This window comes from Bacillus sp. 01N42_2 (genome assembly GCF_056399565.1).
Genome location: NZ_JBFTRO010000002.1, coordinates 471,734 through 493,310, shown reverse-complemented (window position 1 = coordinate 493,310; position 21,577 = coordinate 471,734). Strand labels below are relative to the sequence as shown.

23 protein-coding genes are annotated in these 21,577 nt (G+C 45.6%); 15 read left to right on the top strand and 8 right to left on the bottom strand.

Features of this window, described 5'->3' with window-relative positions; genetic code table 11:
• The first annotated feature begins 1 nt into the window (after position 1).
• The 3 genes from AC1DN5_RS06130 to ade all read left to right on the top strand — a co-directional run bounded on the left by AC1DN5_RS06130 (position 2) and on the right by ade (position 3,418).
• Entirely contained in the window at positions 2 to 829 is an 828-nt protein-coding gene (locus AC1DN5_RS06130) for a gamma-glutamylcyclotransferase family protein (RefSeq protein ID WP_016936270.1), read from the top strand.
• Between the two features lie 40 nt (positions 830 to 869).
• On the top strand, positions 870 to 1,535 hold the full coding sequence (gene ktrC / locus AC1DN5_RS06125; protein WP_016936269.1) for a Ktr system potassium transporter KtrC: 666 nt from the start codon (positions 870 to 872) through the stop codon (positions 1,533 to 1,535).
• A 149-nt stretch (positions 1,536 to 1,684) separates the two neighbouring features.
• A complete protein-coding gene (gene ade, locus AC1DN5_RS06120; RefSeq protein ID WP_366969439.1) occupies positions 1,685 to 3,418 on the top strand; it encodes an adenine deaminase in 1,734 nt (577 codons plus the stop codon).
• A 32-nt stretch (positions 3,419 to 3,450) separates the two neighbouring features.
• On the opposite strand, the gene rnjA is transcribed toward ade, so the two are convergent.
• Together rnjA and AC1DN5_RS06110 are read right to left on the bottom strand one after the other, a co-directional pair.
• Positions 3,451 to 5,118, bottom strand: a complete 1,668-nt coding sequence (rnjA, locus tag AC1DN5_RS06115) for a ribonuclease J1 (RefSeq protein WP_029575210.1) — start codon at positions 5,116 to 5,118, stop codon at positions 3,451 to 3,453.
• A gap of 5 nt (positions 5,119 to 5,123) precedes the next feature.
• Complete coding sequence (locus tag AC1DN5_RS06110) at positions 5,124 to 5,333, bottom strand: DNA-dependent RNA polymerase subunit epsilon (RefSeq protein ID WP_016936266.1); 210 nt, start codon at positions 5,331 to 5,333, stop codon at positions 5,124 to 5,126.
• Between the two features lie 354 nt (positions 5,334 to 5,687).
• Between AC1DN5_RS06110 and AC1DN5_RS06105 the strand changes: the two genes are divergently transcribed.
• Entirely contained in the window at positions 5,688 to 6,461 is a 774-nt protein-coding gene (locus AC1DN5_RS06105) for a Cof-type HAD-IIB family hydrolase (RefSeq protein ID WP_045926931.1), read from the top strand.
• A gap of 34 nt (positions 6,462 to 6,495) precedes the next feature.
• On the opposite strand, the gene def is transcribed toward AC1DN5_RS06105, so the two are convergent.
• Positions 6,496 to 7,050 (bottom strand): peptide deformylase, encoded by a 555-nt coding sequence (gene def / locus AC1DN5_RS06100; protein WP_016936264.1) that lies wholly within the window; start codon positions 7,048 to 7,050, stop codon positions 6,496 to 6,498.
• A 112-nt stretch (positions 7,051 to 7,162) separates the two neighbouring features.
• Entirely contained in the window at positions 7,163 to 7,339 is a 177-nt protein-coding gene (locus AC1DN5_RS06095; protein ID WP_060962889.1) for a YjcZ family sporulation protein, read from the bottom strand.
• A gap of 246 nt (positions 7,340 to 7,585) precedes the next feature.
• Between AC1DN5_RS06095 and AC1DN5_RS06090 the strand changes: the two genes are divergently transcribed.
• The 5 genes from AC1DN5_RS06090 to lpdA all read left to right on the top strand — a co-directional run bounded on the left by AC1DN5_RS06090 (position 7,586) and on the right by lpdA (position 13,638).
• Entirely contained in the window at positions 7,586 to 8,254 is a 669-nt protein-coding gene (locus tag AC1DN5_RS06090) for a YkyA family protein (protein ID WP_366969438.1), read from the top strand.
• Positions 8,255 to 8,674: 420 nt separating this feature from the next.
• The gene (gene pdhA, locus AC1DN5_RS06085) at positions 8,675 to 9,790 is read left to right on the top strand and encodes a pyruvate dehydrogenase (acetyl-transferring) E1 component subunit alpha (RefSeq protein ID WP_366969436.1); all 1,116 of its coding nucleotides are present in this window, start codon (positions 8,675 to 8,677) and stop codon (positions 9,788 to 9,790) included.
• A 3-nt stretch (positions 9,791 to 9,793) separates the two neighbouring features.
• Positions 9,794 to 10,771 (top strand): pyruvate dehydrogenase complex E1 component subunit beta, encoded by a 978-nt coding sequence (gene pdhB / locus AC1DN5_RS06080; RefSeq protein ID WP_016936262.1) that lies wholly within the window; start codon positions 9,794 to 9,796, stop codon positions 10,769 to 10,771.
• 124 nt (positions 10,772 to 10,895) lie between these two features.
• Complete coding sequence (gene pdhC / locus AC1DN5_RS06075; RefSeq protein ID WP_045926933.1) at positions 10,896 to 12,221, top strand: pyruvate dehydrogenase complex dihydrolipoyllysine-residue acetyltransferase; 1,326 nt, start codon at positions 10,896 to 10,898, stop codon at positions 12,219 to 12,221.
• A 4-nt stretch (positions 12,222 to 12,225) separates the two neighbouring features.
• The gene (gene lpdA, locus AC1DN5_RS06070) at positions 12,226 to 13,638 is read left to right on the top strand and encodes a dihydrolipoyl dehydrogenase (protein ID WP_045926934.1); all 1,413 of its coding nucleotides are present in this window, start codon (positions 12,226 to 12,228) and stop codon (positions 13,636 to 13,638) included.
• A 49-nt stretch (positions 13,639 to 13,687) separates the two neighbouring features.
• On the opposite strand, the gene AC1DN5_RS06065 is transcribed toward lpdA, so the two are convergent.
• Positions 13,688 to 14,062, bottom strand: a complete 375-nt coding sequence (locus tag AC1DN5_RS06065; protein ID WP_016936259.1) for a hypothetical protein — start codon at positions 14,060 to 14,062, stop codon at positions 13,688 to 13,690.
• Between the two features lie 248 nt (positions 14,063 to 14,310).
• Here AC1DN5_RS06065 and AC1DN5_RS06060 point away from each other — a divergent pair, with 248 nt between their 5' ends.
• Complete coding sequence (locus tag AC1DN5_RS06060) at positions 14,311 to 15,114, top strand: polysaccharide deacetylase family protein (RefSeq protein ID WP_366969434.1); 804 nt, start codon at positions 14,311 to 14,313, stop codon at positions 15,112 to 15,114.
• Positions 15,115 to 15,227: 113 nt separating this feature from the next.
• Positions 15,228 to 15,347: a GapA-binding peptide SR1P gene (locus AC1DN5_RS06055; protein ID WP_076982563.1), complete on the top strand. Its 120-nt coding sequence runs from the start codon at positions 15,228 to 15,230 to the stop codon at positions 15,345 to 15,347.
• Positions 15,348 to 15,394: 47 nt separating this feature from the next.
• On the opposite strand, the gene AC1DN5_RS06050 is transcribed toward AC1DN5_RS06055, so the two are convergent.
• Entirely contained in the window at positions 15,395 to 16,867 is a 1,473-nt protein-coding gene (locus AC1DN5_RS06050; protein ID WP_045926937.1) for an aminotransferase class I/II-fold pyridoxal phosphate-dependent enzyme, read from the bottom strand.
• A 179-nt stretch (positions 16,868 to 17,046) separates the two neighbouring features.
• Between AC1DN5_RS06050 and AC1DN5_RS06045 the strand changes: the two genes are divergently transcribed.
• Positions 17,047 to 17,313 (top strand): UPF0223 family protein, encoded by a 267-nt coding sequence (locus tag AC1DN5_RS06045; protein ID WP_016936256.1) that lies wholly within the window; start codon positions 17,047 to 17,049, stop codon positions 17,311 to 17,313.
• 35 nt (positions 17,314 to 17,348) lie between these two features.
• Here the strand turns inward: AC1DN5_RS06045 and AC1DN5_RS06040 are convergent, their stop codons facing one another.
• On the bottom strand, positions 17,349 to 17,981 hold the full coding sequence (locus AC1DN5_RS06040) for a DUF1054 domain-containing protein (RefSeq protein WP_366969431.1): 633 nt from the start codon (positions 17,979 to 17,981) through the stop codon (positions 17,349 to 17,351).
• A 238-nt stretch (positions 17,982 to 18,219) separates the two neighbouring features.
• Between AC1DN5_RS06040 and AC1DN5_RS06035 the strand changes: the two genes are divergently transcribed.
• The 3 genes from AC1DN5_RS06035 to AC1DN5_RS06025 all read left to right on the top strand — a co-directional run bounded on the left by AC1DN5_RS06035 (position 18,220) and on the right by AC1DN5_RS06025 (position 19,778).
• Positions 18,220 to 18,408 (top strand): hypothetical protein, encoded by a 189-nt coding sequence (locus tag AC1DN5_RS06035; protein ID WP_366969430.1) that lies wholly within the window; start codon positions 18,220 to 18,222, stop codon positions 18,406 to 18,408.
• Positions 18,409 to 18,541: 133 nt separating this feature from the next.
• On the top strand, positions 18,542 to 19,339 hold the full coding sequence (gene suhB / locus AC1DN5_RS06030) for an inositol-1-monophosphatase (RefSeq protein ID WP_016936254.1): 798 nt from the start codon (positions 18,542 to 18,544) through the stop codon (positions 19,337 to 19,339).
• On the top strand, positions 19,326 to 19,778 hold the full coding sequence (locus AC1DN5_RS06025; RefSeq protein WP_047475188.1) for a GNAT family N-acetyltransferase: 453 nt from the start codon (positions 19,326 to 19,328) through the stop codon (positions 19,776 to 19,778). The genes suhB and AC1DN5_RS06025 overlap by 14 nt, the downstream gene beginning before the upstream one ends.
• Positions 19,779 to 19,827: 49 nt before the next feature.
• On the opposite strand, the gene AC1DN5_RS06020 is transcribed toward AC1DN5_RS06025, so the two are convergent.
• Positions 19,828 to 21,393 (bottom strand): M4 family metallopeptidase, encoded by a 1,566-nt coding sequence (locus AC1DN5_RS06020; protein ID WP_064778851.1) that lies wholly within the window; start codon positions 21,391 to 21,393, stop codon positions 19,828 to 19,830.
• Positions 21,394 to 21,577: the final 184 nt, after the last annotated feature.

Here is a 21,577-nt window from a genome sequence, read left to right as displayed (position 1 = left end):
CTTGCTTCTTTTTGTATACGGTTTGTTACGGAAGCGTGAAGAAAACCATGAGCTGCTGAAAGGCGCTCCGTGTGTGTGCGAGCAGGCCGCGATAAACGGCGTGCTGTATAAAACAGAAAAAGGTCAGCCCGCGGCGTCTTTAGCAGAAACAGCTTTTGTATACGGAGAATTGTATGAAACAGATCATCAGATGATCCGTAAGCTGGATGCGCATTATGCCGATTTTGACCGGGAGGAAGTCGCCGTGACGACGGATCTCGGGAATAAAACCGCCTTCGCATATGTCGTAAAGCCTGAGCAGTGTGCTTCATTCAGCCGGATCAAAAGCGGAGACTGGAAAGAATATCGTTTTATGAAACGGGAGGATGACAGCCCGGTTTATTATTTCGCTTACGGTTCATGTATGGATAATGCCCGTTTTAAACAGGCTGGTGTCGATCACTTTTTTGCCGAGCCGGTCGGAGGGGCGGTTGCTGAAGGGTATTCGACGAGATTCACGTTAAGGCGTCCTGACGGTTCCAGAGCCGATCTTGTTGAAGACGGCGGCCGTACTGAAGGTGTGCTGTACAAGCTCCCGTTTGAAGCGGCAACCTATCTGTATAAACGGGAAGGTGTTGATAGCCATACATATCGTCCCGCGTTCATAGAAGTGAATGCCGGCGGCCGTATTTACAGGGGCTGCCTGACGTTTCTTGTGCTTGATAAAGCTGAGGAAATTGCGCCTCCGGGTCACTATCAGGAAGAAATCGAACGCGGAGCAGACCTGTATTTATCGCCCGCCTTTTCAGAAAAGCTCAAACGCCATATGAACTCATTGCCGAAAATGTGATACTATTCCTATTAGAGATATTGTTTAAAGGAGTACTGTTATGAGAAAAGAGTTTGCCGTTATCGGTCTCGGACGCTTCGGCGGGAGTATTTGCAAAGCATTAAGTGAAGAAGGCCTTGAGGTCATGGCGATGGATATTGATGAAGATAAAGTAAATGAATATGCCAAAATCGCATCACACGCCGTCATCGGCGATTCAACCGATGAATCGGTGCTGAAAAATCTGGGGCTGCGCAATTTTGACCACGTCATTGTGGCAATCGGCGAAAATATACAGGCGAGCATTTTAACGACGCTCATCTTAAAGGAACTCGGCGTGAACACGATCACGGTCAAAGCGCAGAACGACTATCATGAAAAAGTGCTTGCGAAAATCGGGGCCGACCACATCGTCCACCCTGAACGTGACATGGCAAAACGCATCGCCCACAACATCGTATCAAATAATGTGCTTGATTATTTAGAGCTGTCTGACGAACACAGCATCGTGGAGATCGTAGCCAACAGCAGGCTTGCGGGCAACACACTGCTTGATCTGGACATACGCGCGAAGTACGGCATTAACATCGTGGCCATCAAGAGAGAAAAAGAAGTAATCGTATCTCCGCTGGCGACTGAAATGATCCAAAAAGACGATATTCTCATTGTTATCGGCTCTCTTACGGACATTTCCCGATTTGAAAAAAGAGTGCTTCATACAAAGTGAAAAGCCGTCCGTAAAAGGACGGTCTTTTTTATATGTCAGAATAGAAAGACATTTATCGTGTAAGCGGTATATTCTGCAGTTTTTATTGACTATGATCAGGCGATCCGATAGCATATTGTACCATATAAAGAAAAAGAGGAGGCCTCATTTTGAACAAAGAAACACTGGCTGAACGGCTGAATGCATCGGCCGGCCGACAAAAAGCCGATACCGTCATTAAAAACGGAAAAATCATGGATGTATTTAACCAGGAATGGATTTCTGCAGATATCGCCATTACGGACGGAGTGATCGTCGGGTTGGGCGAGTATGAAGGGGAAGAAGTCATTGATGCAGAAGGCCAAATGATCGTTCCGGGCTTTATTGACGGACATGTTCATATCGAGTCCTCTATGGTTACTCCGATTGAATTTGCAAAAGCAGTCCTCCCTCATGGAGTGACGACTGTCATTACTGATCCTCACGAAATCGCGAACGTTTCGGGGGCAAAAGGCATTTCATTTATGATAGAGCAGGCGAAAAAAGCGCCGCTGAACATCCGTTTCATGCTTCCTTCCTGTGTTCCCGCCGCAAGCTTTGAACGCTCGGGAGCCGTATTAAAAGCCAAAGATTTAAAGCCTTTTTATCAGGAAAAAGAGGTGCTGGGACTGGCGGAAGTAATGGACTATGTGTCTGTTGCGGAAGGTGAAGAGGATATGCTTCAGAAACTGCTTGATGCCAAGCATTATGGGAAACGGATTGACGGGCATTTAGCCGGACTGTCTTCAGATATCATCAATATATACAGAACCGCGCTAGTGTCAAATGATCATGAAGTGACGACAAAAGAAGAGGCGCTGGACAGAATCAGGCGGGGAATGTATGTCATGCTGCGCGAAGGATCGGTGGCCAAAAATACGCTCAATGTGCTGCCGGCGGTGAACGAAAAAAATGCGCGCCGCTTCTTCTTTTGTACGGATGATAAACATGTAGACGATCTGCTTTCAGAAGGAAGTGTGAACCACCAAGTCAAAATGGCAATAAAAGCGGGACTTGATCCATTCCTTGCGTATCAGCTCGCCAGCTTAAATGCGGCCGAGTGCTACGGTCTTGAAACAAAAGGCGCGGTGGCACCGGGTTTTGATGCAGATCTCTTGTTTATTTCGGATTTGCGGGAGGCTGCCGTCACAAAGACCTTGGTCGCCGGCCGGACCGTTGCCGAGAACGGCTGCCCGGTTTATGAGCAGTCTGCCGGCTCTTATTCTCCGGGTCAGGCGCTGTTGGATACAGTACGGCTGAAAGCGCCGCTGACTGAATCAGATTTTCATATGCCGATTCAAGAGGGCAGGTTAATGAATGTAATCGAAATCATACCAAATCATTTAGAGACGAGGAAAAAAGAAGTCTCTGCACCGTCTGCCGGCACATTTTGTCCTGATACAGAAAATGATTTATTAAAAATCGCCGTCGCTGAACGCCACAGCGGAGAAAAAATGATAGGTCTCGGGATTGTACAAGGGTTTGGATTAAAAGAAGGCGCCATTGCCACAACCATTTCTCACGATTCCCACAACATCATCGCTGTCGGTACAAACGATGCCGATTTAGCAAAAGCAATCAACAGACTGCGTGACACCGGAGGAGGGCTGACAGCCGTGAAAAACGGAGAATTGCTTCACTCTGTCGCGCTTCCGATCGCCGGGCTTTTGTCTGATAAGTCTGCGGAATGGGTGAATGACAGCCTGGGCGTGCTTCATGAAAAGCTTCCTTTGCTCGGATTCACCGGTAATTTCAATCCGTTTCTTACATTATCGTTTTTAGCTCTTCCGGTGATTCCGGATATTAAAATGACGGCAGCCGGTCTGTTTGATGTCAAAGCCTTTCAGCATATTCCGCTGCAATAAAAAAACTGCACTCATCATGAGTGCAGTTTTTTTTAGACCTCCATAATGATCGGAAGGATCATCGGGCGGCGTTTTGTTTTTTCATATAGGAACGGAGCGAGCGTGTCGGTAATTTCGTTTTTAATTTCGGACCACTGCGTTGTTTTCCGATCCATTACTTTCTCAAGATGGTTCGAAATGAGCTGCTGTGCGTCGTTGATTAAATCACCGGATTCTCTCATGTATACAAAACCTCTTGAAATTAAATCAGGTCCTGCCGATACTTTAAAGTCGTCCATGTTGATGCTGACAACAACGATAACAAGGCCTTCTTCTGAAAGAATGCGGCGGTCGCGGAGCACGATATTGCCGATGTCACCGATTCCGCTTCCGTCAATGTACACGGAACCGGACGGGATTTTGCCTGCCACAGCTGCTTCTTCGCCTTTGAGCGCCAGCACTTCGCCATTGTCCATAATAAAGCAGTTTTCTTCAGGAATGCCGCAATCAGTCGCGAGTTTGACGTGCATTTTCTGCATTCTGTATTCCCCGTGAATCGGCATGAAGAACTTCGGTTTAATCAGGCGGAGCATTAATTTTTGTTCTTCCTGTCCGCCGTGTCCGGATGTATGGATGTCATTCAGCGAACCGTGAATGACTTCTGCGCCCGCACGGTACAACTGGTTGATGGTGCGGCTTACGCTGATTGTGTTTCCGGGAATCGGAGAAGAAGAAAAGACAACCGTATCTCCGGGATTAATGGATATCTGACGGTGCGTGCCGTTAGCGATGCGTGATAGCGCCGCCATCGGTTCACCCTGGCTGCCCGTACATAAAATCGTTACTTTATTGGCAGGTATACGGTTGATTTCGTTATGCTCAATAAACGTATTTTTAGGGCAGCTGATGTAACCGAGAGTCTGTCCAATTTCAATAGCCGATTCCATACTGCGTCCGAATACGGCAACTTTTCTGCCGTTTAAAACGGCAGCTTCAATCACTTGCTGAAGACGGTGAATGTTCGAAGCGAATGTCGCAAATATAATTCTGCCGTCCACTTTTCGGAAAATATCGTGAATACTTTCGCCTACACGGCGTTCTGACATGGTGAAATCGGGCACCTCACTGTTCGTGCTGTCAGAAAGCAGGCACAAAACGCCTTCTTTCCCGATTTCGGCCATCTTTGTCAAGTTTGCCGGTTCGCCTACCGGTGTGAAATCGAACTTAAAGTCTCCGGTATGTACGATATTGCCCGGCGGTGTTTTGACGACGATTCCGTATGAATCCGGAATGCTGTGTGTCGTTCTGAAGAAGGATACAGACGTCTTCCGGAACTTAACGATGTCGTCTTCACCGATGATGTTTAATTTTGTCTGTCTTAATAGCCCGTGCTCTTCAAGTTTATTCCGAAGTAAGCCGATCGCGAGTTTACCGCCGTAAACGGGAATATTTACTTGTCTGAGCAGGTACGGAATACCGCCGATATGGTCTTCGTGACCGTGGGTGATAAACAGACCTTTAATTTTGTCTTCGTTTTTTACTAAATATGTGTAATCGGGGATTACGTAATCAATGCCGAGAAGTTCATCTTCAGGAAACTTAATTCCCGCATCAATCAGTACAATCTCATCCTGAAACTGCACCCCGTACGTGTTTTTCCCGATCTCGCCCAATCCGCCGAGGGCAAAAACGGCAGTCTGGTCATTTTTTACAAATTTCATTCCGCTCATAACTCCAATACTTTAAAATTTTCGCTCTGCTTCTCATATTCTAAAAAAGCACCGTCCACAGGCTGAACAAATTCAATGTTGTATTTCTTATCTTTCAGTTTTGTTCTGACGTCCCGTTCTGAAACGCCCTCAATGTAAAGTGAATCTGTATTTTCCCGTACAGGTACTTCGTCAGCCTTCTTTTGATAAAATACCTTATAAATCATCCAAATCTCTCCTTAAATGCCGTATGTTAGACTCGCTTATTCTATTATATTCGAAAACGGATTATAAGGAAAGTCTCGAGCAAAAAAGGGACTTTCAAAAACCGAAAGATCCCTTCTACGCGATGACTTTTTTCCGGAGCATTCCGCCCCACTGTCTTCTGAGTTTCTTCCGTAACCGGCGCAGCATCATATACCTCCTTTAAAGCCCTTTATAGCAGTAGTATGCGGCAAAACCGGATTTGTTTTCGTGGGTAAAATTGGAATTTCGTCAAGGCTGTTTGCCGGAAGAAAAACTTTCTGTATGATGAGATTGAACAAGACACGACTGATAAACGGGATAAAGGAGAAATTGACATGAAACCAAAACTGATCTTTTTTGATATTGACGGCACGATCTATGACCATGATAAACATATCCCCGATAGCGCAAGAAACGCCGTGGCGGCGCTTCAAGAGGCCGGCCATCACGTTTTTATCGCCAGCGGGCGGTCTCCGTTTATGGTAAAGCCGATTCTGGAAGAGCTGGAGATTGAATCATTTATTTCATACAACGGCCAATATGTCGTGTTTGAAGGCGATGTTATTTATAAAAATCCGCTGCCGGAAGATGCAGTCGCGCGTTTATTAAAGCAGGCGGCAGAAGGGGAGCACCCCGTCGTATTCATGGCGGAAGACACGATGAAAACGACCGTTCCGGGACATCCGCACGTCTCCGAAGGAATCGGCAGTCTGAAAGCGCCTTATCCCGAAGTTGATGAAACATTTTATAAAGGAAAAGATATTTATCAGCTGCTTTTATTCTGCCGCGGACATGAAGAAAAAGCATACGCCGCTTTTCCGGAGTTTGATTATGTCCGCTGGCATGAACTGTCAACGGATGTGCTTCCGAAGGGCGGTTCAAAAGCGGAAGGCATTAAAAGAGTGCTTGAGCGCCTTCCGTACAGCATAAGCGACACTTATGCCTTCGGCGACGGACTAAATGATCTAGAGATGATCCGTTTTGTCGGCACCGGGGTGGCGATGGGAAATGCAGTTCCGGAATTAAAGGCTGCCGCTGATTTCGTCACAAAGCCGGTGGATGAAGAGGGAATCAGCTGGGCTGTCAAAGAACTGGGGCTTTTGAAATGAAGAAAACCGGCACTTAAAGAAGTGCCGGTTCTTTTTAACGGTCAATAGCAATGGCGTTTTCAGGTTCTTTTAACGGATTTTCTTGATCGATATGATCGTAAAACATCACACCGTTCAAATGGTCGATCTCATGCTGGAACACGATGGCCGGAAAACCTTTGAGGCGGATGTCAATCTGTTCCCCTTCAAGCGTCGTCGCCTTTACTCGGATGCGTGCGTAGCGCGGCACATAGCCGGGAATGGGTTCATCTACTGACAGGCAGCCTTCTCCGCTCGTCAAGTAGCTTTTTTCTACTGAGTGGCTGACGATTTTAGGGTTGAAAAGGGCATAGCTGTATAAAGTGCCTTTCGCATCTTCAGCATGAACGGCGATCATCCGTTTTTTTACGTTTATTTGAGGAGCGGCAAGACCGACTCCGGGACGAAGGTTGTATTTCTCGGCTAATTCAGGATTTTGGCTGTTTTTCACAAACTCAATCATATCAGCAAGTTGCTGTTTTTCTTCGTCAGAAGCGGGAAGCCGGACCTCTTCAGCGATCTCTCTGAGCACGGGATGTCCGTCGCGGACAATATTTTCCATAGTAATCAAGAAACTTCACTCCTAAAGCTTAATATGTAAATTATAGCGAACTTCCTTATCGCGGCGCAACGAAACAATTGGCCGGCCATAGCAGGCCGGCCGATGTTCATGGTGTATAAGGTCAGCAGCCGCAGCCTAAATAAGCGGCACCGACGATGATTAATAAGATAAACAATACGACGATTAATGCGAAGGTGCGGCCGTAACCGCCTCCGCAGCCGTATCCGTATCCGCCGCCATAACCGTATCCGCCGCAGCAACCGCCGCCAAATCCGCCGCCAAATCCATATCCGTACATAAAAAAACCTCCTCTTTTAATTACGCTGACCCTTTTCAGCAGGGCCGGCGTCTACTATAAACTATGTAAAAGCCAAAAAGATGTATGGTCATCCGCCCTGTTTTCTCAATTTTTTACGCAAGTACGCTCTCACGGCGCCATAAATGTCTTTGCCCGAAATTTCCGGGAATACCAATTACAGCTCAGCTATTGTCAAAAGGCGTTCTGGCTTCTATAGTGGAAATTGTCAAGATTGGGGGATTTTAAGTGAATATGTTACAAAAAAAGATGCTGGCGGGAATCGGAGCGCTCGCCGCCGCAAGTATGCTGCTTGCAGGCTGCGGGGGGAAAGACCCGGTTGAAACGATTCATGATTCGATGGAAAAAGCCGTACAGGCAGAAAAACCGTTTCAAAAAGAGCAGAAAACATTAGAAAAATTGGAGAAAAAGGAAGATGAGCTGTATAACGAAGTCATTCAGCTGAATATGAATGATTACGAAAAAATCGTCTCTCTTTCGGATGAAGCCCTTAAAAACGCGGAACAGCGCAAGCAGCATCTGAAAGCGGAAAAAGACAGTATAGACAGTTCGAAAAAAGAATTTGAAACCGTCACACAAACAGCCGGATCGATTAAAGACCGGTCCATTAAGAAAAAGGCGCAAGCAGCAGCCTCACGTATGGAAAAACGCTATGATTTATACGGCGGTCTCTATAAAGACTATATGAAAGCCATTCAATATGATAAAGAATTGTACAGCGCCATTAAGAAAAAAGACCTGACTGCAGAAGACCTCGACAAGAAGATCGGCAAAGTGAACGATTCCTACAAAAAGGTATTAAAGCAGGGCGGGGCGTTTAACAAGCAGACAAAAGAGTATAATCAGGCCAGAGAAGAGCTGTATAAAGAGGCCGGCTTTCATGTCAATGAAAGCTGAAAACGATGAAAGGTGCCGGATGTCCGGCCCTTTTTTTATGCGGAAAAAAGGATTCTGAATTCTATTGTAGTACAGCAGATGTATGTATACTAGTACAGTTTCGGCGGATGAACAGCTTGTCCCGCCGGAAAAATATAAAGCGAATACATTTATTTAAAATCAACATTTAAAACGATTGACGGGTCTTCTTTATTTAGTGTAAACTTATCCATGTTAAGCGGTGTTGTATCAGTCTTTTACAACTCCGAAATAATACAGTTCAGATCAGATAGTGATGATCCTACATAAAGGTTTCGGCAAACTGGGGATAGGCTAAATATATACGACTTGCTGCTAATACTTTAGGGTATCCTAAGTTTGTATGTATACAGGAATGCACGTCTAATGACTGTTTAAAAGAAAGGAAGAGGTGACTTTAGTATGGCTGCAAAAACGAAAAAAACAATCGTTGACAGTAAGAAGCAATTTGATGCCATTAAGAAGCAGTTCGAAACGTTCCAAATTTTAAATGAAAAGGGAGAAGTCGTGAATGAAGCGGCGATGCCTGATTTAACAGATGATCAATTAAAAGAGCTTATGCGCCGCATGGTATACACACGCGTGCTTGATCAGCGCTCTATCTCATTAAACCGTCAGGGACGTCTCGGTTTCTACGCTCCTACTGCCGGCCAGGAAGCTTCACAAATCGCAACGCATTTCGCGCTTGAAAAAGAAGATTTCGTTCTTCCGGGCTACCGCGATGTGCCTCAATTAATCTGGCACGGTCTGCCGCTTTACCAAGCGTTCTTATTCTCCCGCGGACACTTCCGTGGAAACCAAATGCCAGATGATGTGAACGCCCTTTCTCCGCAAATCATTATCGGTGCTCAATACATCCAAACTGCCGGTGTAGCGCTCGGTCTTAAAAAACGGGGTAAAAAAGCCATAGCTATCACATACACAGGTGACGGCGGCGCCTCTCAAGGGGACTTCTACGAAGGAATCAACTTTGCCGGAGCTTACAAAGCCCCAGCGATCTTCGTAGTGCAAAATAACCGCTATGCGATTTCAACTCCTGTTGAAAAACAATCAGCGGCTCAAACAATCGCTCAAAAAGCAGCCGCAGCAGGTATTGTCGGCGTTCAGGTTGACGGTATGGATGCCCTTGCGGTGTACGCTGCAACTGCTGAAGCGCGCGAACGCGCAATTAACGGCGAAGGTCCGACACTGATCGAAACACTTACGTTCCGTTACGGTCCGCATACAATGGCCGGTGACGATCCGACTAAATACCGCACGAAAGAAATCGAAAACGAATGGGAGCAGAAAGATCCGCTCGTCCGTTTCCGCGCTTTCCTTGAAAACAAAGGCCTGTGGTCTGAAGAAGAAGAAAGCAAAGTCATTGAGGCTGCAAAAGAAGAAATTAAGCAGGCCATCAAAAAAGCAGATGCTGAACCGAAACAAAAAGTGACTGATTTAATCAAAATCATGCACGAAGAATTGCCTTACAACCTAAAAGAGCAATTAGAAACTTATACACAGAAGGAGTCGAAGTAAGCCATGGCGCAAATGACAATGATTCAAGCAATCACGGATGCGTTACGCACAGAACTGAAAAATGACGAAAATGTCTTAGTTTTCGGAGAAGACGTTGGTGTTAACGGCGGCGTATTCCGTGCGACTGAAGGATTGCAAAAAGAATTCGGTGAAGACCGTGTATTTGATACGCCGCTTGCTGAATCCGGTATCGGCGGTCTCGCTCTTGGTTTAGGGTTAAACGGTTTCCGTCCGGTTATGGAAATCCAATTCTTCGGATTCGTATATGAGGTAATGGATTCAGTTTCAGGCCAAATGGCCCGTATGCGCTACCGTTCAGGCGGCCGCTGGAGTTCTCCGGTGACAATCCGTTCTCCATTCGGCGGCGGGGTTCACACTCCTGAACTTCACGCTGACAGCTTAGAAGGCCTTGTGGCTCAGCAGCCGGGTATTAAAGTTGTTATTCCGTCTACTCCGTATGACGCAAAAGGACTTTTAATTTCTGCAATCCGTGACAACGACCCAGTCGTTTTCTTAGAACATATGAAACTTTACCGTTCTTTCCGTCAGGAAGTTCCTGAGGAAGAATACACAATTGAGCTTGGAAAAGCTGACGTGAAACGCGAAGGTGCTGACCTTTCTATCATCACATACGGCGCAATGGTTCATGAGTCGCTTAAAGCTGCTGAAGAGCTTGAAAAAGAAGGCGTTTCTGCTGAAGTTATCGACCTTCGCACTGTAAGCCCGCTTGATATCGATACGATTATCGCTTCTGTTGAAAAAACAGGCCGCGCAATTGTCGTGCAAGAGGCTCAAAAACAAGCAGGTGTCGGCGCCAACGTTGTAGCTGAAATCAATGACCGCGCGATCCTGAGCCTGGAAGCTCCGGTACTGCGTGTCGCAGCGCCTGATACAGTATTTCCTTTCTCGCAAGCTGAGAGCGTATGGCTTCCAAACCATAAAGACGTTCTTGAAACTGCGAAAAAAGTTCTTGAATTTTAATCAGGCTTCATAACAGGAGGGAAAGACACACGTTCTTTTCCTCTATTATAAACCTGTTTTTAAAGGTTCAATGCTTGCGTATGCATAACTAAAATTTGCTTAATCAACTAGGAGGTCGAAAACTGTGGCATTTGAATTTAAACTTCCGGATATCGGGGAAGGTATCCACGAAGGCGAAATCGTAAAATGGTTTGTTAAGCCAAACGACGAGGTAGAAGAAGACGATGTACTGGCTGAAGTGCAAAATGATAAAGCAGTGGTAGAAATTCCTTCACCTGTTAAAGGAAAAGTATTAGAATTAAAAGTTGAAGAGGGAACGGTTGCAACTGTTGGACAAACGATTATTACGTTTGACGCACCTGGTTACGAAGATCTTCAATTTAAAGGAAGCGACGAATCCGGCGATGCGAAAACTGAAGCGCAAGTTCAGTCTTCCGCTGAGGCAGGACAGGACGTAGCGAAAGAAGAACGCGCAGCAGAGCCTGCAAAAGAAACTGGCGCAGGACAGCAGGACCAAGCGGAAGCTGATCCGAACAAACGCGTGATCGCTATGCCTTCTGTACGCAAATATGCACGTGAAAAAGGCGTTGATATCCGAAAAGTAACAGGTTCAGGAAATAACGGACGTGTTGTAAAAGAAGATATCGACAGCTTTGTAAACGGCGGAGCTCAAGAAGCGGCACCGCAAGAAACAGCGGCGCCTCAGGAAACGGCTAAACCTGCAGCGGCTCAGGCTCCTGAAGGCGAGTTCCCTGAAACACGCGAAAAAATGAGCGGTATCCGTAAAGCGATTGCTAAAGCAATGGTGAACTCTAAGCATACTGCACCGCACGTAACTCTTATGGATGAAGTTGACGTAACAAATCTTGTTGCTCACCGCAAACAGTTCAAACAAGTTGCTGCTGATCAAGGCATCAAGCTGACTTACCTGCCTTACGTCGTAAAAGCCCTAACATCTGCTCTGAAAAAATTCCCTGTTTTAAACACATCTATTGATGATAAAACAGATGAAGTGATCCAAAAACATTACTTCAACATCGGAATTGCAGCGGATACTGAAAAAGGCCTGCTTGTGCCGGTAGTGAAAAATGCCGACCGTAAAGCCGTTTTCGAAATCTCTGATGAAATTAACAGCCTTGCTACAAAAGCGCGTGAAGGCAAGCTTGCACCTGCGGAAATGAAAGGCGCTTCTTGCACAATCACAAATATCGGTTCTGCCGGAGGCCAATGGTTCACACCGGTTATCAACCACCCAGAGGTTGCGATTCTCGGTATCGGCCGCATCGCTGAAAAGGCGATCGTCCGCGACGGTGAAATTGTAGCTGCTCCTGTCTTAGCTCTTTCTCTCAGCTTTGACCACCGTATGATTGACGGAGCAACTGCACAAAATGCGTTAAACCACATCAAGCGTTTACTGAACGATCCACAACTTATTTTAATGGAGGCGTAATGTTATGGTAGTAGGAGATTTCCCTATTGAAACAGATACTCTTGTGATTGGTGCGGGACCTGGCGGCTATGTAGCTGCCATCCGCGCTGCTCAGCTTGGACAAAAAGTAACAGTCGTTGAAAAAGCAACTCTTGGAGGCGTTTGTCTGAACGTCGGCTGTATTCCTTCAAAAGCGCTTATCAATGCAGGCCATCGTTACGAGAATGCAAAACACTCAGATGACATGGGAATCACTGCTGAGAACGTAAAAGTTGACTTTACAAAAGTCCAAGAATGGAAAGCTTCTGTTGTAAATAAGCTTACCGGCGGTGTTGCAGGTCTTTTAAAAGGAAATAAAGTGGACGTTGTAAAAGGCGAAGCTTATTTCGTAGACAGCAACTCTGTACGTGTAATGGATGAGAACTCTGCGCAAACATACACATTTAAAAACGCGATCATTGCTACCGGTTCTCGCCCTATCGAATTGCCAAACTTCAAATATAGCGAACGTGTCCTGAACTCTACAGGCGCACTGGCGCTTAAAGAAATTCCGAAAAAACTCGTTGTTATCGGCGGCGGATATATCGGTACCGAGCTTGGAACAGCGTATGCAAACTTCGGAACTGAATTGGTGATTTTAGAAGGCGGAGATGAAATTCTTCCGGGCTTCGAAAAACAAATGAGTTCTCTCGTTACCCGCAGACTGAAGAAAAAAGGCAACGTTGAAATCCATACAAGCGCTATGGCTAAAGGCGTTGAAGAAAGACCTGACGGCGTAACAGTTACGTTCGAAGTAAAAGGCGAAGAAAAAACGGTTGATGCTGATTACGTATTAATCACTGTCGGACGCCGTCCGAACACTGATGAGCTCGGCCTTGAGCAAGTCGGTATCGAAATGACTGACCGCGGTGTCATTAAAACGGACAAGCAGTGCCGCACAAACGTACCGAACATTTACGCAATCGGTGACATCATTGACGGCCCTCCATTGGCTCACAAAGCGTCTTACGAAGGTAAAATCGCTGCGGAAGCTATTGCGGGAGAGCCTGCTGAAATCGATTACCTCGGTATTCCGGCGGTTGTATTCTCTGAGCCTGAACTGGCTTCTGTCGGTTACACTGAAGCACAGGCGAAAGAAGAAGGCATTGAAGTCGTTGCTGCTAAGTTCCCGTTTGCTGCAAACGGACGCGCGCTGTCTCTTAACGAAACTGACGGCTTCATGAAGCTGATCACTCGTAAAGAAGACGGTCTTGTGATCGGTGCGCAAATTGCCGGCGCGAGCGCTTCTGATATGATTTCTGAATTGAGCCTGGCGATCGAAGGCGGAATGACTGCTGAAGATATCGCAATGACAATTCACGCTCACCCGACATTGGGCGAAATCACAATGGAAGCTGCCGAAGTGGCAATCGGAAGCCCGATCCATATCGTAAAATAATCATTGCAAGAAAATGAACAGCCCCCGCTTTTAAAAGCGAGGGCTGTTTTTATTGTGCAAGCACATGCTGCATAGGCTTGATAATATCCTCTTTTTTCTTTACCGCGCCTTCAATCTTCATGACGACATGCCGGTGATTGACTACCATCAGTGCCGGGAATGTGTTGATTTCTTCTTCCCAGCCCTTTCTGTTGTCATAAACTTTCATTTGATCAACATGATGGGGGTATTTCTTTTCTAAATCAAGAATCGCATCGTAGTAAGGAACTTCTTTATCTATATGATTTTCATCGGAAAAAAACAAGATTTGAGTGTGATGAATGCTGTCGATCCGGTTATTTTTGAACGGACTGACAGTAGAAACCGAACAGCTTGACAGAACGAACAGCATCAAAAAAAAGGGAATCACCGTACGGTAGCGCATCTATCTTACTCCTCTGTTTTATATAATATATTGGTTCATCCATTTATAAGGACTATATCAAGTGTATCACGAGAGGTGAAAAACCTAAGGCTTGTTACTTAATTGTTATATAATTGAAACCGTTTTTAATGAAGAAATAATACGTGTGACAACTTGTGAAGCCGATGTGTAAAAAAGGCACATTATTTTTCGTGAGAGCGCTGTTTTTTCGTTATACTGTGGGCAAAACCATATCAGGAGGGATTGTCATGTATAAAGCCGCTGTTGCCGTCATATGGATGTGCTTGCTCGTCGGCTGCCAATCAACTGAAAAAACGCAAACAAATAAACAACCCCATTCTCAAGCTGCGGTCAATCATGCTAAACAGGAAAACACTCATACAAAAGAGGAAAAACGGAAAAAACAGAAGGCAGAGCCCCGTTACTATATCAATCCGAAAACCTTTGCCGTGGAAAAACTAGATGACCAGAAAGACAAAAAACCGATTGCATTGTTAACGATAGATGATGCACCCGATCAGCATGCCGCTGAGATTGCGGACAAACTGCATGATCTCCATGCATCAGCGATCTTTTTTGTGAACGGCCAATTTTTGAAAAAAGATGAAAATAAGAAAGCGCTTCAGCATATTCATGAGTTAGGCTTTATGATCGGAAATCATACAATGACTCATCAAAATTTAAAAGACCTTTCCGAACAAAAACAACGGGAAGAAATCATCGGCGTCAATAAAGCCGTTGAAAAGATAACCGGGGAGAAACCGGCGTTTTTCAGGGCGCCTTTCGGAAGCAATACGGACTACAGTGACAAACTTATAAAACAAGAAGGTATGGTGAAAATGAACTGGACCTTCGGCTACGATTGGGATCAGAAATATCAATCCAAAAAAGCGCTTACCGATATCACGCTGAGCAGCCCTTATCTGCGGGACGGCGCCAACATATTGATGCATGACCGGAAGTGGACGGCCGAAGCCATGCCGGACATTGTAAAAGGATTGCGTAATAAAGGATATACCGTGATTGATCCTCGAGCTATAAAAAGACCGTAAAAAATAAATGTGTTATACAATTTATCGGTTGACATATTAAATGTGACATAATAATATAATAACAACAAGTAAGAATTAAGCGTTTTCAAATTCTGAGAAATGGGGAATGAGAGATGGGTACGATTGTTTGCCAAGACTGTAACGAAGCGATTCATTACTTTGAGGATGAGAAGGTAACGACGTTATACGGAACATGCTGCGGACAATGCCGGTGTCATCTTGAAGAAGAGTAAAAAGCGTAAAAAAGCCCGAAACGATTTGGTTTCGGGCTTCTTTATGTTTATTGGATGGCTTTTTGTTCTTTGATGACTCTGATCATTTCAAGCGTTGCGTCTTCCGGACCCTGCACGGGAAGGCCGGCGTCCAGGTTTTTGAAAATGTAGCTGATGTTTTCTTCAGTAATGATTTCGCCCGGAATAAAGATCGGAATTCCCGGTGGATACACCATGACAAACTCTGCAATGATCCGTCCTGCGGATTCTTTTAACGGAATGACTTCCGTATTTGCGTAAAACGCGTCTCTTGGCGTCATCGCTAACAGAGGAATTTCAGGAAGCAGAACTTCCGTTTGCTGATGAGCATATTCATTGGCAGCAGCCTGCTTTGAAATGTCTGTAAGCGCGTTTACAAGGCGGTCGGCATCTCCTGCTCTGTCTCCGGGAGTGAAAATACATAATATGTTATACAAATCGGACAGCTCGACTTCGATATTATATGATTCGCGCAACCATTTTTCAATGTCATGCCCGGTCAGGCCGAGGTTTTTGACCGAAATGATTAATTTAGTCGGATCATAACTGAAGGCGGCCTTAGATCCTGTGATTTCTTCGCCGACACAGCGGATGCCTTCAATTTGATTGAGGCGTTCCCGTGTCTGATTTGCCAGCAGAATCGTATCTTCAAGAAGGCCGCGGCCTTCTGTAGCGAGCCGCTTTCTTGCGACATCCAGTGAAGCGAGAAGCAGATAGGATGTTGATGTTGTCGTCAGCATGCTTAAAATCGACTGCACTCTTTCTTTGGACACAAGGCCTTCTCTCACATTTAAAATGGAGCTCTGCGTCAGAGAGCCGCCTAATTTGTGCACGCTTGTGGCTGCCATATCAGCGCCCGCCTGCATGGCGGACAAAGGAAGCTTATCATGAAAATGAATATGCACGCCGTGCGCTTCATCGACAAGAACAGGCACATTGAAAGAATGCGCGAGCTTGACGATGCTGCTCAGGTCAGCCGCCACACCGAAATACGTCGGATTGATGACAAGCAGACCTTTTGCGTCAGGGTGCTCAGTCAAAGCCCGCTCGGCAGACTCAAGCGTGATGCCGTGAGAAATCCCGAGCTCATCGTCAATTTCCGGGTGTATAAAAATCGGCACCGCTCCGGAAAATACAATGGCCGTCATAATGGATTTATGAACGTTTCTTGGGATGATGATTTTATCTCCGGGTCCGCATACGGCCATGACCATCGTCATAATGGCGCCGCTCGTCCCTTGTACGGAAAAGAAGGTGTGGTCTGCGCCGAATGCTTCTGCGGCCAGGTCCTGCGCTTCTTTAATGATGCCCTTTGGCGCATGTAAATCATCCAAAGGTTCAATATTAATTAAATCTATGCTTAACGCGTTTTCTCCGATAAATTGTCTGAATTCCGGATCCATTCCCGCGCCTTTTTTATGGCCCGGAATGTGGAATTGGACAGGCTGTCTGTCCGCGTGCTTTTTCAGTCCGCTGTACAGGGGTGTTTCATGTTGCGGCAATTGTTTTCCCACCTTTATCATAATACCTACGGATTAGTTTGTATTACATTCAGTATGATTACCCGTTTTTTAAACGTAAAACAAATGAATTATATTATGAACTTGAAAGAAAGTAAAGAACAATTTATGATCTATGGAAGATGCTTATTTTGAGCATGATTATAAAGGAGTGAAGACATTTGGAATATCAATATCCGATGAATGAAGACTGGACGACAGAGGAGGCCGTGGATGTCATTGCGTTTTTTCAGCAGGTGGAAAACGCCTATGAAAAAGGAACTGACCGCAACAGACTTCTGGATGCGTACCGCCGCTTTAAAGAAATCGTTCCCGGAAAGGCGGAGGAAAAGAAAATCTGCAGCCAATTTGAAGCGGACAGCAGCTATTCCCCGTATCGGACTGTGAAAGAGGCGAAACAATCAGATCAAGCGGTTATCAAAATGTAAACAAAGCGAGCCGGAAACCGGCCCGCTTTTTTATGTTATGAGACTTTCTGAGTCAGCGTGTATAAAAAGGAAAGCTTCTTAAAAGTATCTTCAATGGTTTGCAGGAATTCATTGTTGTTCATGTTGATCACGTCTTCTTTTTGCAGCTGAATGCCGCACAAAAGCTCTGCTTTCTTTACGGTCTGCAGACGTTCAAATAGTGTTTTCAGCTGTTCCCGATCCATCTCCGACTGCTTGTACGCTCCTGGCTTCGTGTGATCCGGCGACCATACAAAATGACCGGGAATCTGTTTTGTGATTTCATCCTGCTTCGCTTCCAGCAATCTGCCGTATTCCTCTTTTATCGGAGACTCATAAATGATGGCAAACCATACAAACATATGAGTGTCCCATAGTCCGACCTGAAAGTGGGGGAGCTTCTTATAGCCGCGTTTGCTGTTTGCAAAGGCAACCCAGCTGTCAGCCGGCGGGTTGACAGATCTTCTCGCGTGCTTGGCGACATGCGGGAACATTTCATCTCCGGTCAATGCCGACAATGTCGGTGCGAAATGTTCTCCTAACAGAGTCAGCTTCGGACGCACCTGTTCTTTTAACACCTCCATGCGCGGATCTAATCCTTCTATTGTAAATGTGTCAAAGTCTTCTTTTGTAAAACGCATCTGAGTCATCTTTTTCCTCCTTATCGTAAGTATTCATATTTTACCACAGCCCCTGCCGGCCGCAAAAACATTGAGAACGTTTGAGCGGAGAGGAGTGGTGGTAAAAAATGAATAGGTAAACACACAATTTTAAGAATGTTGTTACAGCCGAATATAAGTTTCCATAGGATATAAGAAGTATCATTAATAATGAATTGGAAAATGGGATGCTTTTTTAACAAATGATCTCTGGAAGGGGCGAAAGACAATGAGGCAAGTGGTGAAGGAAGGATTCAGGGAGGAAAAAAATAACCGTGTAGCTGTCTGGAGACTAGAGGTTGATTATGAATTGGCAACCCTTTATGAGGCCATACAAAAAGAGAATGAAGATCAAATCGATCTCAGTAAAAGAAAACTGGAACGTCTCAGAAAAGAATGGATTCGTCTTAACGGATAAAGAATAGTAAAAACGAACCGCAGGAAATGGTTCGTTTTTACGTGAGAAGGCATTTTTTTCATTTTCCTTGCTTTTTAATTGTTTTTATCAGTATGCTATAGAGTAAGCTATACATAGAAAAGAGGTACACGGTATGACAAATTGGACGGAAATTGATGATATCGCAAAACAATGGGTAAAAGAAGCCGGAACGAGAATCAGACAATCCATGCAGGAAAGCTTGACGATTGAAACAAAATCAAATCCGAATGATTTAGTCACAAATATGGATAAAGAGACGGAACGCTTTTTCATTGACCGTATACAGGGAACTTTTCCCGGACACCGCATCCTCGGCGAAGAAGGGCAGGGAGATAAGCTCCGCTCCCTTGACGGAATCGTCTGGATCATTGATCCGATTGACGGGACGATGAATTTTGTCCATCAAAAGCGGCATTTCGCAATCTCCATCGGTATTTTTGAAGACGGAAAAGGCAAAATCGGCTTAATTTATGATGTGATGCAGGACGAGCTGTATCATGCATTCAGCGGAAAAGGGGCATATCTGAACGACACGCCGCTTGCTCCTTTAAAAGAGGTTTCTATTGAAGAATCGATTATTGCAATCAATGCCACATGGGTGACGGAAAACAGAAGAATCGACCCGAGTATTTTGGCGCCGCTCGTAAAACGGGTAAGAGGAACGCGTTCCTACGGCTCGGCGGCACTTGAGCTGGCCAGTGTTGCGGCCGGCCGCATTGACGCATACATCACAATGAGGCTCGCGCCGTGGGATTACGCTGCCGGCTGCGTGCTGCTGAACGAAGTCGGCGGCATTTACACGACAACAGACGGCGAACCGTTTACGTTTTTAGATAACCACAGCGTGCTTGCGGGAAATCCGGCGATACATAAAATCATCTTTGACGACTATTTACATGCTGACAGATAGGGAGTTTGAAGAAGAAGATCTGGAATTTCTGGAGCAGCTGGCGGCGGCACACCCGGTGTGGAGAGCCGAAGAATTCGGAACAAAAAATGCGGCGGAGTTTATGCTTGCATACTCCATGTACAATGGAACGTGGCTCATATGGGAGCTTGACGGCGCTCCTGCCGCCGTCAGCTTTCACTTAGAATGGGCGCCCTCAAACGGAAAACCGTGGCTCGGGACTGTAGCCGTCGCTCCAGAGGCAAAAGAGAAAGGAATCGGTCGGGCGGTCATTGAAGAGATTGCCGGCCGGCTGAGAGCGGAGCATAAAGCGATGTTTGCAGCCGTTCCCCTGGACAGGCAGGAATGGTTGCTGTTTTTAAGCAAATGCGGTTTTGAACAGCTGAAGCTTGAAAAAGACGATCGGGAAAAGACATATATGATCATGGTAAAGCCATTGTGAAATGTATCAGATATAAAAAAGAGACCGGACATCCGGTCTCTTTTCTAGTTTACAAGCCGACTGAATTCCAGGCCGCTTCTACACTTGCAGCATCCTGAGAGCCGTAAAGGTCCCGCGCTGATTGAATCAAAGCTGCTTTTGCATCTTTAAAGGTTGATGACGGAGTGAGGTATACCGTCAGGGCGCGATAGTAAATCTGCTCCGCTTTGTTCACGCCGATTTTTGTAATCGTATTGTAAGCGGCTTTGTTCGGAATTCCGCTGTTTGTATGCACGCCGCCGTAGTCGCCGGCATCAGTGTTCGGAAGGTTTTTGTAATTTTTGTAGTTGTCAGGCTGTCCGTATTTTGTCGGATTTGATAAGCTGCGGAGAGCCGGCTGGCTGACCGTAATATCTTCACCGATATCCCAGTCCTCAGTATCGTTGAAGTACCCGAATACATCAGAGAAGGATTCATTTAAAGCGCCCGGCTGATTTTCATAGTTCAGGTTGGCTGTTTCCTGTGTAACGCCGTGTGTCATTTCATGGGCCGTTACATCCATTGAACCGGAAAGAGGCGAGAAGAATGAACCGTCACCGTCTCCGTAAATCATTTGGTCGCCGATCCAGGCCGCGTTATTGTATCTGCTGCCGTAATGAACGGAGGATACGATCTTGCCGCCTCTATTGTCGTAGCTGTTGCGTTTAAACTTCTGATAGAAATAATCATACACTTTGCCGAGGTTGTAATGCGCATCAACGGCAGCGCGCTGAGAAGAAGTTGTAAACTGGTTTGTGGTGCTGGATACGAGTGTGCCCGGCAGGTTATACTCGCGGTTTTGCAGATCGTACGTAATAATTTGTGTTCCGGTAGGTTTAGAAAGATCGCGCAGCACATATTTGCCGCTTTCAGAAGAAATATTTAATGAGACCGTTTTTCCTTTAAGAGTCGTACCTGTTCCGGTTGCAGCCGCATGTTCCACTTTGTTTTGCTTTTTCAGGATTTTCCCAGTTTCTGCATCAACGGTTACTTCCCAGTTTGCAGGTTCCGGTTCGATATAGCGGATCGTTACATCATAGGCGAGGCGGTATTTTCCGTCTTTTGTAGCTGCTGCTTTGAGCTCGGCTTTATTTTTGTTTGCGACGTTTCCGTTAGAAACGGCTTCAGGTGATTTGCCGATTGCTTTAAAAGCATGGTCCAGCGCCTGATTTGCAGATAATTTTTTGCTGTTTGCCGTTTTGGCAGAAGCATCGTTGTTTAATTCACCGTTAATCGCATAGACGTTGTTGGATTTATCAACGTGAATAATGACTTGAGAGTCTTTCACAGGCACACCGTTCACGACAGGCACATAACGGAAGTGTTTATAGCCGAGATCATCGGTTGTTTGGTCAATCAGCTTCAGCCTTTCAGAAGGATTGCCTTTAAAGACTTTACCGTTTTGTTTCAAATATTGCTTGATTGCTTTGTCACTGACAGAAGGCAATTCAGATTGCACCAAAGAATGCTTCGGCACAAAATTTGTCATGTTTTCTTTAAGCTGAGGATTCTCAGCGGCCTGAACACCCGGCAGACTGATCGTTAAACTCATAAAAGAAGCGGCGACAGCAACAGACAATTTCTTACCTAAACCCACAATAAATCCCCCTTTTTGAAAATAATGAAAACTTATATTGTTATAATAAACCAGCAATCTCTCATTCTGCAATATAAAACTAGACTCCGCAGCTGAATTGATAGAATCGTCCCGTACAGGCTCCTGGGAGGCGGTGTCAGGGGATAAGCCGAGAGGCACGTGTCGGAATAGACATGAGTCGAAT